Annotated in this window: 12 protein-coding genes; all 12 read left to right on the top strand. The window is 72.2% G+C overall.

Annotated elements, in window-relative coordinates; genetic code table 11:
- The first annotated feature begins 74 nt into the window (after nucleotides 1-74).
- The 12 genes from MRB58_RS02405 to MRB58_RS02350 all read left to right on the top strand — a co-directional run bounded on the left by MRB58_RS02405 (nucleotide 75) and on the right by MRB58_RS02350 (nucleotide 12,639).
- Nucleotides 75-1,667, top strand: coding sequence for a hypothetical protein (locus MRB58_RS02405; protein ID WP_244780061.1), 1,593 nt, complete (start codon nucleotides 75-77; stop codon nucleotides 1,665-1,667).
- 194 nt (nucleotides 1,668-1,861) lie between these two features.
- Nucleotides 1,862-2,863, top strand: coding sequence for a hypothetical protein (locus MRB58_RS02400; RefSeq protein ID WP_244780059.1), 1,002 nt, complete (start codon nucleotides 1,862-1,864; stop codon nucleotides 2,861-2,863).
- 115 nt (nucleotides 2,864-2,978) lie between these two features.
- The gene (locus tag MRB58_RS02395; protein ID WP_244780058.1) at nucleotides 2,979-4,511 is read left to right on the top strand and encodes an ATP-dependent RecD-like DNA helicase; all 1,533 of its coding nucleotides are present in this window, start codon (nucleotides 2,979-2,981) and stop codon (nucleotides 4,509-4,511) included.
- A gap of 121 nt (nucleotides 4,512-4,632) precedes the next feature.
- The gene (gene guaB, locus MRB58_RS02390; protein ID WP_244780056.1) at nucleotides 4,633-6,132 is read left to right on the top strand and encodes an IMP dehydrogenase; all 1,500 of its coding nucleotides are present in this window, start codon (nucleotides 4,633-4,635) and stop codon (nucleotides 6,130-6,132) included.
- A complete protein-coding gene (locus tag MRB58_RS02385; protein ID WP_244780054.1) occupies nucleotides 6,132-6,641 on the top strand; it encodes a hypothetical protein in 510 nt (169 codons plus the stop codon). The genes guaB and MRB58_RS02385 overlap by 1 nt, the downstream gene beginning before the upstream one ends.
- 4 nt (nucleotides 6,642-6,645) lie before the next feature.
- Nucleotides 6,646-7,932, top strand: a complete 1,287-nt coding sequence (locus tag MRB58_RS02380; protein ID WP_244780053.1) for an RsmB/NOP family class I SAM-dependent RNA methyltransferase — start codon at nucleotides 6,646-6,648, stop codon at nucleotides 7,930-7,932.
- Nucleotides 7,929-8,117 carry a DUF1289 domain-containing protein gene (locus MRB58_RS02375; RefSeq protein ID WP_244780051.1) on the top strand — a complete coding sequence of 63 codons (189 nt, stop codon included), beginning with the start codon at nucleotides 7,929-7,931 and terminating at the stop codon, nucleotides 8,115-8,117. Before MRB58_RS02380 ends, MRB58_RS02375 begins: the two co-directional genes overlap by 4 nt.
- A gap of 55 nt (nucleotides 8,118-8,172) precedes the next feature.
- Nucleotides 8,173-8,802, top strand: coding sequence for a 2-dehydro-3-deoxy-6-phosphogalactonate aldolase (locus MRB58_RS02370; RefSeq protein ID WP_244780049.1), 630 nt, complete (start codon nucleotides 8,173-8,175; stop codon nucleotides 8,800-8,802).
- Nucleotides 8,802-9,713, top strand: coding sequence for a sugar kinase (locus MRB58_RS02365; RefSeq protein ID WP_244780047.1), 912 nt, complete (start codon nucleotides 8,802-8,804; stop codon nucleotides 9,711-9,713). Before MRB58_RS02370 ends, MRB58_RS02365 begins: the two co-directional genes overlap by 1 nt.
- 136 nt (nucleotides 9,714-9,849) lie before the next feature.
- Nucleotides 9,850-10,083 (top strand): DUF2798 domain-containing protein, encoded by a 234-nt coding sequence (locus MRB58_RS02360; protein WP_244781871.1) that lies wholly within the window; start codon nucleotides 9,850-9,852, stop codon nucleotides 10,081-10,083.
- On the top strand, nucleotides 10,080-11,165 hold the full coding sequence (gene mtnA / locus MRB58_RS02355) for an S-methyl-5-thioribose-1-phosphate isomerase (RefSeq protein WP_244780045.1): 1,086 nt from the start codon (nucleotides 10,080-10,082) through the stop codon (nucleotides 11,163-11,165). The genes MRB58_RS02360 and mtnA overlap by 4 nt, the downstream gene beginning before the upstream one ends.
- A 148-nt stretch (nucleotides 11,166-11,313) precedes the next feature.
- Entirely contained in the window at nucleotides 11,314-12,639 is a 1,326-nt protein-coding gene (locus MRB58_RS02350) for an aminotransferase class III-fold pyridoxal phosphate-dependent enzyme (protein WP_244780043.1), read from the top strand.
- Nucleotides 12,640-12,669: the final 30 nt, after the last annotated feature.

Below are 12,669 nucleotides of genomic sequence, written 5' to 3'. Positions count from 1 at the left end.
CGCGCCGGGGTTGACCGGGATGTGCCGCCGCCTCCAAAGTCGCGGCCTTGGATCGGGAAACCATGGGGGGCGGCATGCGCCTCTTCGTCCGAGCCGTCGCCTTGGCCGTCGTCGCGGGCGTGCTGTCGTGGGCGTCCGGCGCAGCCGCGTTCGACACGGCGGACTGCCGCCGCGTGCGCACCGAAGTCGACAATCTCGCCCTCGCCGTGCAGCTCGCCGCGGCCACCTCGTCGGGAGACGAGCGCCGGTGCCTGGTGCGGATCGCGCTCCTGCGCCTCGGCCGGATGACCGAGGCGGACTATGCCGACGACGCCCGCGCCCGCGGCATCGTCCGGATCGACGCGTCGCCGTACGACACCAGCGCCCGCCCGCTGCCGGACGTCTACCTTTCCGGCCTCGCGCAGGAGCTGCGCGCCAGTCCTTCGACGATGCACGATAGGCTCTTCGCGCGCGCCTTCGTCCGGCAGATGGCGAGGATGGCGGACACCGCGTCGACCACCATGGCGGCGGCGCTGCCGATCGCGGTCCCGGCAGGCGGCTCCGCCGCCAAGGGCGACATGCGTCCCGCTCCCGCGGGTCCGGCCGGCGGCACGGCGCGAGGCGGCAGCGCCCCGACCCCCGGCGTCCCGACCCCCGGCGTCCTGACATTTGGCGTCCCGACCCTCGGCGGGCCGGCTCCCGGCGTCCGAACCCCCGGCGCTCCGACCCCCGGCGGGCCGGCTCCCGTGGTCGGCGGGCCCGGCGCCGCGGTGCCGCCGCAGCTGCAACGCGCCTTCGCCGACCCGGCTCTGTTCCCGGCCGGTCCGGCGCCGGCCCTGGTGCCGACGAAGCTTCCCCGCATCAACCCCATCGCGCCGCACACCCGCCGGGCCCGCCCCGCCGCCGCCGCGCCGCCCGGCTGCACCGGCGCCGGCGCCGTGGACGATGCCGACGTCCGCCGCAACCGCGCCGTGATCGCCGGCGCCGGGCTTTGCACCTCGCGCATCACGCTCGTCGAGGGCGCGGTGAGGTGGACGTTCGTCGCGGTGGAGAACCCGCGCCATCCGGGCGGCCCGGTCTGGTACCTGCCGCACGATGACGAAGCCGAGGCGTTCGACGCCGCCGTTCACGCCGTGGCGCGCTATGGCGGGCGGATGGTGAGCGTCGCGGGCGAGGAGACGCGCCTCTTCGCCGGCATCGACCCCAACCGCGCCTTCGCCCGTACCGCCGCGGATGCGCGCCCCTGCGCCATCGCGGCACCGATGCCCACCTACACCGCCTTCGTCATGGACCTCTTCGCCGGCCGTCGGCACATCTTCTCGGCCCACAACAACACCGACGGAGGCAGCGTCACGGCCGAGGTCTGGACCACCAAGGAGAAGGGCTACCCCATCGCCGAGCCGCCCTTCGGCGATCCGGACAACCTCATCTACATCGCCGGCGCCGAGCCGATCCGCGCCGACCCCGATGCGTCGGCCGTCCGCCGCATGCTCAACGAGGCCGGCTTCAGCGTGGTTCACGAGCATGTGACGCGCGCCAACAGCGATTGCTCGTTCTCGAACCACGTCGTCCTGAACGACACTCGGCCCTACTTCAACGTGGAAGCCCAGCATGGGGCGACGGTCCAGCGCGAGATGGTCGACCGGCTGCTCGCGACGCTCGGCTACCGCCCCGTCGCGGCGGACTGACCGCGACCCACCGCGCCGGCGCCAGGCGTGGCGGACGGCGCGCGACACGCGCGACAGCGTTGGCGGACGGCGCGCGACACGCGCGACAAGGGGCCGGGTTTCGGTGTAGTCTCCACCGCAGCAGCATCCGTTCGAGCGGACGGCCCGAGGTGCGAGCGTCCGCGACGAGCCCCACGTCGAGTATGGAGTAGGGCATGGGTTTGATCCTCGCATTGCTCGCGGCGCTGACGTTCGCGCCGGTGAGCGACGGCGCCACGCTACGAACCCCGATCGCCGCGACGCTGACGCAGGCGAGCGCGGCGCAGTGCCGGCGAATCGGCGAGCCGCCGCGCGGCAACAGCGGCTACGTCTTCGGCATGTCCGACCGGCAGGTCGACGCGCTCTCCTTCCAGGAGGCGGCGCGGTGCCTTTCCGCGGTGTGGCATCCCGATGCCGCCGCCGGCGCGCTGCGCGTGGTGCAGAAGTACGCCGTCACCCCGGCCGACGCGCTGTCGGCCGCCGAGTGGATGGGCCTTTGCGGCGACGGCGGGTCGGCCTGCGCGCTCCTCCAGTGCGAGGTGGCGGTCGACGGCAAGCGCCGTGTCGCCTGCCTCGACCGGCTGAAGGACAGGGGCGGGGAGCGCATGGCCGTGCGCCATCGCGCCGCCGTCGCCAAGCTGCGCCTCGATCCGGACACCTACGCCACCCTCATCGACATGCGCCTCGCCTTCACCCGTCTCGCCGACGCCGGCTACTATCCCGCGCTCGCCGAGCTGGCGCTGGTCGAATACCGCCTCACCAACCTCGATTCGGCCTACCAGACGGCCCTGCGCGGCGCGACCTACCGCCTGCCCGAGGCCGAAGCCCTGGCCGCCTTCCTCAAGGTCGAGGGGTTCGGCGACACCTGGGACCTCACCACCGCGCTGGACCTCGCGCGGGACGCGGGCGGCCATGGAGAGGGCGTCCTGCGGACGGACATCTCCACCTTTTTCACCGCCGAGCACTGGCTGATGCTGCAGACGGCGATGATCGCGCGCGGCCTCCATCCGGGCCCCGCCGGCGCCCCCTTCCGCGAGAGCTGGTACGAGGCGCTGGACGAATACGCCGCCGCCCACGCGCTGCCCCCCGGGATCACCCTGGGCACGCTCGACGCGCTGGGCATCCTCCGGGCGGTCAGCCTCACGGGCCACGTGAAGCCGACCATCCGGCGCGACTAGGCCGGCACGGCGTGTGGGACGGCGCGCCTTTCGCGCCGCGGCCCCGTCGCGCCCCCCGCCGGGCCCATGATACGGTGGTGCCCTATTGGCCCGAATCGGCGGGGTGGGAGGACGGATGACGGGCGAGACGACGGCGGATTTCGCCTGCCCCCACGAAGAGTTCGCCGCCGATCAGGCGACCGCGTGGTCGCGCGTCGCGGCGCTGCTGGCCGCGCGCGGGGTCGACATCGCCCGCGGCGTCACCGAGGCGCCGGAGCGCACCTCCGGCGTCGTCGCCGTGGTCGGCAAGGCGGGCTCCGGCAAGACGCACGTCCTCGCGCGGCTCGTGAAAGACCTCGAGGCGGCGGGGTGCGAGATCGCCGCGCCCGACGACAACAAGAAGCGCAAGGCGAGCGACCGCAGCCTCGCCATCGTCACCCCCACCAACAAGGCCGCCAGCGTGCTGCGCCAGCGCGGCGTCCCGGCGGTCACGCTGCACCGGCTCCTCTACCGCCCGGTGTTCGACGAAGTGTATCAGGCGCTGGTCGACTGGATCTCCGGCGAGACCGAGGTCAAGCCCGAGGGCTACACCGACGAGATGCTGGAGCGCGCCGCCAAGTTCTACGAGACCAACAAGTCCGTCGTCGGCGCGCTGGCGATGGCCGGTCTCCGGGGAAGCGACTTCATCTCCGGCTGGACGCGGCGCGACGAGACGATGGACATCGGCTTCGTCGACGAGGCGTCGATGCTGTCGGAAGCCCAGCTGAGCGATCTCAAGGAGCTGTTTCCGACGCTCATCCTCTTCGGCGACCCGGCCCAGCTCGCCCCCGTGAAGGGGGGCGACATGGTGTTCGACAAGTTGCCCGAGGGCGAAGTCGTGCGCCTGGAGCGGGTCCACCGCCAGGAAGCGGGCAGCCCCATCCTCGACCTCGCCCACGCGCTCGGCGACCCCGACCTCTCCTTCCCCGCGTTCGAGGCGATGGTGGAGGACGCCGCCCGGCGCGACGACAGGATCGTCGTCACCCCGCGCGTCGACTCCGACCTGATGGCTCGCTCGCCGGTCCTCGTCTGGCGCAATGCGACGCGCATCCGCCTCATCACCGCATTCCGCGCCGCCTACGGAGCGAGCGAGGACGAGCTGATGCCCGGCGAGCCGCTGCTGTGCGACGGAATCGAACTCCCCGCCAAGCAGCAGAACCGCCGGTTCGAGCTGGAGGCGCGCGGGCTGATCCGCGGTGCGCAGGTGATCTTCCGCGGGCCGGGCAAGAAGCCGGGCCTGTCGCGCATGCATGTGGTCGGGGCGGACGAGCCGAACATCGTCTGCGCCTCGATCGTGAAGATCGAGCGGACAGGCGAGGAGGAGCCCTGGTTCCCCTTCGTGGCGCGCATGGGGGCGACCTTCCTGCACGGGGCGGCGCTGACGATCCACAAGGCGCAGGGCTCGCAGTGGCCGGACGTCCAGGTGTTCGCGCCCGACCTCAAGGCCGCCGCGCGGGCCGGCATCGTCGACGGAGGCATCCCGCTGTGGAAGCGGCTGACCTATGTGGCGCTGACCCGCGCGCAGGAGCGCTTCCACTGGGTCGTCTTCGCGCGCCTCTCCCGACCGACCGGGCCATTGCCGGTCGACGACCTCGGCGCCACCAAGGTCGACGCCCAGGAAGCTGCATAGCTCCCAACCGTGCATGACGGGGCGCACCGCGTTGATGTTCACCGCAAGACCCGCTATGGGGCCGGACGGCGGACCCGACCGCCGGCCCCGCGCGACGGTGCCGCGGGAAGGGGGACGATAGATGGCCGAGTTTGTGAGCCTCGCGACGATCGAGGCGCTCACGTTCGACGATGTTCTGCTCATGCCGGGCCTGAGCGAGGTCCTGCCGAACGAGACCCGCGTGGCGACCCATGTCACCCGCGAACTGCCGCTGAACATTCCAATTCTCTCCTCGGCGATGGACACGGTCACCGAGGCCGAACTCGCCATCGCCATGGCCCAGGCCGGCGGCATGGGCACCATTCACCGCAACATGACCCCGGCCGAGCAGGCCGCCGCGGTCCGTCGGGTGAAGAAGTTCGAAAGCGGCATGATCGTCGACCCCCTGGTGATCGGCCCCGAGGCGACCCTGGGCGATGCTCTGGCGCTGATGGACATGCACAAGATCTCCGGCATCCCGGTGGTGGAGAACGGCGGCCTCGGCGGGCACATCCGCGGCCGCCTGATCGGCGTCCTGACCAACCGTGACGTGCGCTTCGCCAACGACATGAAGCAGCCCGTGCGCGAGCTGATGACGGCGAAGAACCTCGTCACCGTGCGCGACGAGGTGGGCCAGGACGAGGCCAAGCGCCTGCTGCATCAACACCGGATCGAGAAGCTGCTGGTGGTGGACGAAACGGGCAACTGCACCGGTCTCATTACCGTGAAGGACATGGAGAAGGCGCGCGCCTATCCGAACGCGGTGAAGGACGGCAAGGGGCGCCTGCGCGTCGCCGCGGCGACCAACGTCGGCGACACCGGCATGGAGCGCGTCGAGGCGCTGATCGACGCCGAGGTCGACCTCATCGTCGTCGACACCGCGCACGGTCACTCGCAAAAGGTGCTCAACACCGTCGCGCAGGTGAAGCGGCTGTCCAACCAGGTGCAGGTGCTGGCCGGCAACGTCGCCACACCCGAGGGCACCAAGGCGCTGATCGACGCCGGCGCCGACGCGGTGAAGGTCGGCATCGGGCCGGGCTCCATCTGCACCACGCGCGTCGTCGCGGGGGTGGGGATGCCGCAGCTCACCGCCGTCATGGAGGCGTGCAAGGCCGCGTCCGGCTCCGACACGCCGGTCGTCGCCGACGGTGGCATCAAGTTCTCCGGCGACCTCGCCAAGGCGCTGGCCGCCGGCGCCTCGTGCGCCATGGTCGGCTCGCTGCTGGCCGGCACGGAGGAGGCGCCGGGCGAGGTCTATCTCCACCAGGGCCGCTCCTACAAGGCGTATCGCGGCATGGGCTCGCTGGGGGCGATGGCCCGCGGCTCGGCCGACCGCTACTTCCAGGAGGAGGTCCGCGACACCATGAAGATGGTGCCGGAAGGGATCGAGGGGCAGGTGCCCTACAAGGGCCCCGCCGCCAACGTGATCCACCAGCTGATCGGCGGCCTGCGCTCGGCGATGGGCTACGTCGGCGCCCACACGCTGCAGGAGCTGCGCGACAAGGCGCGCTTCGTGCGCATCACCAACGCGGGCCTCGCCGAGAGCCACGTTCACGACGTCGCCATCGTGCGCGAGAGCCCGAACTACCCGTCGGGCCGGTAGTGGCGGACCAGGATCCGGACCCCGGCGCCCGCCGGCTCAGAGAGGCGCTGTTCGCCTACTTCGCGGGATCCTCGCGCGCGGCGGCGATCGGGCTCGAATGCCCGGCGCTGCGCGAACACTACGGCGCGGATGAGAATTGGGAGCGCTTCGAGGCGGCGGACGTCGCGCCGTGCGCGTTCCGCTATCGCCTCCACTGCGAAGCGAGCGGACCGTTCGGAGCGGCCCAGTTGTTGATCGGCCTGCCCGCCGGGGCCGAAGCGGCACAGGATGCGGCGCTCGACGCGGTGCGCCGCTCGGTGTGGTCGTGGGCGAGCGCTGCGCCCTACGGGGCCACCGGCCTCGGGGTTGCGCTGCCCGTGCCGTTGATGACGGTGCTTGGCGGCTTCGATGCGCATGCGGCCGAGCTGGCGCTGCGCTGGTTCCGGATGCTCGCCGACTGGTGGGATCGCGACGGGCGCGCGCTGATACCGGATGCCACGGTCCCGGCACGCGGCGAGACTAGGATCTGAGACGATGAAGCCGGCAGGCCGGATCGCGGCGGCGATCGAAGTTCTTGAGGATATCGAGGCACGTCACCGCCCGGTGGCGGACGCGTTGAAGGACTGGGGCCTGTCGCACCGCTTCGCCGGGTCCGGCGACCGCGGCGCCATCGCCAATCTCGTCTACGACGCGCTGCGCTGGCGCCGCTCGTCCGCCTGGCGGGCGGGCGCCGATACGCCGCGCGCCGTCACCCTCGCCACCTTGCGCTACCGCTGGGGCGTCGGCCTCGCCGACCTCACCGCGCTCGCCACCGAGCATCACGGCCCCGGCGACCTCACCGACGCCGAGCGCGCCGCCTTCACCGCCGACCGCCTCGCCGAGGCACCGGCCGACGTCGCCGCCGACGTGCCGGCGTGGGTGGCTCCCGCTTTCGAGGACAACTTCGCCGACGAGTGGGTGGCCGAGGCGGCCGCGCTCGCCGCCCGCGCCCCGGTGGATCTGCGTGTCAACACGCTGAAGGCCGATCGGGCCAAGGTGCTTTCGGCCCTCAAGCGCTTCGGCGCGACGGCGGGGGCGATCAGCCCGGCCGCGGTGCGGCTGCCGGCGCGCGACGGGTGGGACCGCTCGGCCAACATCGTGCGCGAGGAGGTCTACCAGCGCGGCCACGTCGAGGTGCAGGACGAGGGGAGCCAGGCGGCGGCGCTGATGGTGCTCGCCCACCCCGGCGAGCAGATCCTCGACCTGTGCGCCGGCGCCGGCGGCAAGACCCTGGCGCTCGCCGCGCAGATGGACAACCGCGGCCAACTCCACGCCACGGACGTCGACCAGAACCAGCTCGCCCCCATTTTCGAGCGAATCAAGCGCGCTGGCGTGCGCAATGTGCAGGTCCACCGCGCCGGCGCCGACCTCTCGGCGCTCGAAGGCAAAATGGACAAGGTCCTCGTCGACGCGCCGTGCTCCGGATCCGGCACCTGGCGCCGCAGGCCCGACACCAAGTGGCGCCTCACCGAGGAGGCGCTGGAACGCCGCCTCGACGAACAGGCCGCGGTGCTGGACGAGGCGCGCGCCTTCGTGCGTCCCGGCGGGGTGCTGATCTACGTGACGTGCTCGGTCCTGCCGCAGGAGAACGAGGCGCAGATCGCCGACTTCCTGGACCGCGCGTCCGACTTCACCCTGACCTCGATGGCCGATGCCTGGGTCGACATCGCCGGCGAGACCGCGCCCAGACCCTGGAGCGCGGAGGGGCTGATGATGACGATGACGCCCGCCGCCACGGGCACCGACGGGTTCTTCGTCGCCGCGCTGAAACGGACCGGATGACGGACGCCGCGGTGAGCCCCTGCAACAAGGTCTGCCGGATCGCGCCGGCGACGGGTCTGTGCCTCGGCTGCGCCCGCACGATCGACGAGATCGCCGGCTGGGCGAGGATGAGCGAGGCGCAGCGCCGCGCCGTGCTCGCCGAGCTTCCGGGGCGCGACCCCGGCGCCGTGCCGCCGCGGCGTTGACGCCCGCCGGCCCGGCATGCAGGAAGTCTCCAGGACACAAGAGGTGGATGGGCCGATGACGCTCGACGACGCGCTCAAATCGATGCCGGTGGTGGCGGTGCTGCGCGGGATTTCGCCGGACGAGGCGGAGGGCGTCGGCCAGGCGCTCGCCGATGCGGCGATCCCGGTGATGGAAGTCCCGCTCAACTCGCCGGACCCCTTCATGTCGATCCGCATCCAGGCCGACCGCTTCGGCGCGACGTCCATCGTCGGCGCCGGTACCGTGCTGGTCCCGGAGGACGTCTCGCGCGTCGCCGACGCGGGCGGGACCATCGTCGTGTCGCCCAACTTCAACCCCGAGGTGGTGAAGGCCACCAAGCGGTGCGGGCTGATCTCGGTGCCGGGTGTCTTCACCCCGTCCGAGGCGTTCCAGGCGCTGGACGCAGGGGCGGACGCGCTGAAGCTCTTCCCCGGCGACGGGCTGAGCCCCAAGGTGGTGAAGGCGATGCGCGCGGTGCTGCCGAAGGGCACGCGCCTCGTCGTCACCGGCGGCGTCGACGCCGGCAATATCGGCGAGTGGATGGCCGGCGGGGCGGACGGCGTCGGCATCGGCTCGGCGCTCTACAAGCCCGGCAAGGCCCTCGCCGACGTCGTCACCGACGCGCGGGCGTTCGCCGCCGCCGCGCGCGCCGCCATGGGCCGCTGATGGATATCGTCTGCCTCGGGGAGCCGATGATCGAGTTCAACCGCCAGGACGACGGGCGGTGGCTCGAAGGGTTCGGCGGGGACGTCTCCAACGTCGCCATCGCGGCGGCCCGGCAGGGGGCGAAGGTCGCGATGCTGACCGCGCTGGGTACCGACCAGTTCGGCGACATGATCATGGACCTGTGGCACACCGAGGGCGTCGACACCCGCTACGTGACGCGCCATCCGGATGCGCCGACGGGCATCTACTTCGTCGACCACGACGAGCGGGGGCACAGCTTCTCCTACCGGCGCGCCGGGTCCGCGGCGGCGCTGATGCGCCCGGCCGACCTCGACGCGGCGGCGATCACCGGCGCGCGGCTGCTGCACCTCTCGGGCATCAGTCAAGCGATCTCCCCCACCGCCTGCGATACCTGCTTCGCGGCGATGGACACGGCCAAAGACGTCGGGGTGCCGGTCTCCTACGACCTCAACTACCGCGCCCGGCTGTGGCCGCTGGCCCGGGCGCGCGCGGTGATCCACGAAGCCGTGGCGATGGCGACCATCGCGCTGCCGGGGTTCGACGACGCCTCGGCGCTCTCCGGCCTCACCGACCCCGCCGCGATCCTCGACTTCTACGCCGGTCTCGGCCCGCGCGTCGTCGCCCTCACGCTGGGGGCCGACGGGGCGATGGTGCGCGAGGGGGAGAGAACCCACGCGGTGCCGCCGTTCCCGACCGAGGCGGTCGACGCATCAGGCGCGGGCGACTGCTTCGACGGCGCGTTCCTCGTCAAGTGGCTGGAGGCGGGGGATGCGGCGGCGGCGGCGCGCACCGCGGCCTGCGCGGCCGCGCTCTCGGTGCGCGGCTACGGCGCGGTCGCCCCGATCCCGACCGCCGAGGCTGTCGCCGCCGCACTCGCCGCCGAGGCCTGACGCGCGGCGGAACGGCGCCGTCACCCGTACCGGCACCCGCGCGGGACGGGCCCGCGGGGTAAGGTGGTCGCCCGGTGCCCCGCCCGGCCGCGACCGGATCCGACGCGGGGCGGACATGAGAGACTGAGTGAGCGTGATGCACCCTCGATTCGCCCCTTACCTGTTCTCCCTCTTCTTGTCGGGGTTCATGTCGTTCATCGTGTCGGGCATCGCGACGGTTCGGGCGGCCGGGCTTGTGCCGCACCTTCCGTGGGTGTGGCTGGAGGCCTGGCTCACCTCTTGGGCGGTCGCGTGCCCGGTGGTGTTCGTCGTGGCGCCGATGGTCCGGCGGCTCGTGGCGTCAATGGTGCGGCAGGAAACGGGACGATGAACAACAGCCAGGACGGTTCGGCGCGGCGCACCATCTGGGCCGCGGGACACGGCACGGTCGAGATCATCGACCAGACGCTGCTGCCGCACGAATACACCACCCGCCGCCTCGCGACCGTGGAGGAGGTGGCCGAGGCGATCGCGGTGATGCGCGTGCGCGGTGCCCCGCTGATCGGCGCGACCGCCGCCTACGGCATGGCCATCGCCGCGGACGTCGACCCCTCGGACGCCGCGTTGGCGCTCGCACGGCAGATCCTCTTCGCCACGCGGCCGACGGCGGTGAACCTCGGCTGGGCGCTGGCGCGGATGGCCGCCGCGCTCGCCCCGCTACCCCCTGCCGAGCGACCCGCCGCCGCCTGGGCCGAGGCCGAGGCGATCGCCACCGAGGACGTCGCCCTCAACGGCGCCATCGGCGACCATGGGCTGGCGCTCATCGAGGCGGCGCAAAAGGCGCGCCCGCGCGGCGGCCCGGTGAACATCTTGACCCACTGCAACGCCGGCTGGCTGGCGACCGTCGGCTGGGGCACGGCGACGGCGCCGATCTACAAGGCGCACGCCGCCGGCATCCCCGTCCACGTGTGGGTGGACGAGACGCGGCCGCGCAACCAGGGCGCCTCCCTGACCGCGTGGGAGCTCGCCGAGGCGGGCGTGCCGCACACGCTGATCGCCGACAATGCCGGCGGCCACCTGATGCGGCAGGGCAGGGTGGATCTTTGCATCGTCGGCACCGACCGGACCGCCGCCAACGGCGACGTCTGCAACAAGATCGGCACCTACCTGAAAGCGCTCGCCGCCTACGACAATCGCGTCCCCTTCTACGTCGCGCTTCCGTCGCCCACGCTCGACCTCTCGCTGGAACGGGGCGACGACGTGCCGATCGAGGAACGTGCCGCGGCGGAGGTGACCGACGTGACCGGCCGGACCGCGGACGGCCGTATCGAGACGGTCTGCATCACCACCCCCGCGACCGGTGCCTCCAACCCCGCCTTCGACGTAACGCCCGCCCGCCTCGTCACCGCGCTGGTGACGGAGCGGGGCATCGTCGAGCCGATGCGTCTGCGCGAGGTGTTCGGCGGCGCCTGAGGGGCGGGCCGCGGGAACGCCCGCGGCGCAAAGGGTGCGATCGCAAAGCCGCGGTGCTATGAGGGCGCGATGAAGGTAGACGGCGCCCGACCCATGGGGCGCCGCCAGCGCGACCGGCACCGGACCATGGTGCCGGAGGGGAAACACCATGGACGCCATCGCCGACCGGCCGAACGACCTCTCCAGCTTCTGGATGCCGTACACGGCCAACCGGGACTTCAAGGGGCACCCGCGCCTGTGCGTCTCGGCCAAAGGCATGTACTACACCGCCGCCGACGGCCGGCAGATCCTCGACGGGACGGCGGGCCTGTGGTGCGTCAACGCCGGTCACGGCGATCCGCGCATCGTCGCCGCGATCCAGGAGCAGGCCGCCCGGCTCGATTATGCGCCGAGCTTCCAGTTCGGCCACCCCGCCGCCTTCACGCTGGCCTCGCGGCTGACGGAAATGTTCCCTTCGTCGCTGAAGCACGTCTTCTTCGCCAACTCGGGGTCCGAGGCGGTCGATTCGGCGCTCAAGATCGCACTCGCCTATCACCGCGCCAACGGGGAGGGGGAGCGCACGCTGCTGATCGGCCGCGACCGGGGCTACCACGGCTCGGGCTTCGGCGGCATGTCGGTCGGCGGGATCGCGCGCAACAAGCTGGGCTTCGGCGAGGGGCTTCGACCGGTCGATCACTTGGTCTCCACCCATCGGCCGGAGAACGCCTTCAGCAAGGGCGCGCCGGAGCACGGCGGCGTCGAACTCGCCGACGACCTGGAGCGGCTGATCGAGATCCACGGCGCGCACGCCATCGCCGCGGTCATCGTCGAGCCGATCGCCGGGTCGACGGGGGTCCTCGTGCCGCCGAAGGGCTACATCCATCGCCTGCGCCAGATCTGCGACCGGCACGGCATCCTCCTCGTCTTCGACGAGGTGATCACCGCGTTCGGCCGCCTGGGCGCCTCGTCCGCCGCGGACTTTTACGGCAACGTTCCCGATATCATGACGCTGGCGAAGGGCCTGACCAACGCTGCGGTGCCGATGGGCGCGGTGATGACGTCGGCCAGGATCCACGACACGATCGTGGAACGCTCCGAGACGCCGATCGAGCTGTTCCACGGCTACACCTATTCGGCGCATCCGCTGGCGTGCGCGGCGGCGCTCGCCACACTCTCGGTCTACCGCGAGGACTTCCTCTTCGAGCATGCCGGGATGCTGGCGCCGATCTGGGAGGAGCGCTTGCACATGCTCGCGGACCGGCCCCATGTGGTCGACATCCGCAATCTCGGCCTGATCGGCGCCATCGAGCTGGCCCCGCGCGAGGGGGCGCCCGGCGCCCGCGGCATGGAGGCGATGCAGGCCGCGTTCGACGCCGGGCTGATGATCCGCGTCACCGGCGACATCATCGCCCTGTCGCCGCCCCTCGTCATCACCGAGGCTCAGATCGAGGCGCTGTTCTCGACCCTGGAGAGCGTGCTCGACACGATCCGCTGAGGCGTCCGGCGCGCGCCGCGCCGGACGCTC

This window comes from Acuticoccus sp. I52.16.1, assembly GCF_022865125.1.
GTDB lineage: Bacteria > Pseudomonadota > Alphaproteobacteria > Rhizobiales > Amorphaceae > Acuticoccus.
The sequence above is the reverse complement of the archived record's forward strand: the minus strand, read 5'-3'. Positions and strand labels throughout refer to the sequence as shown.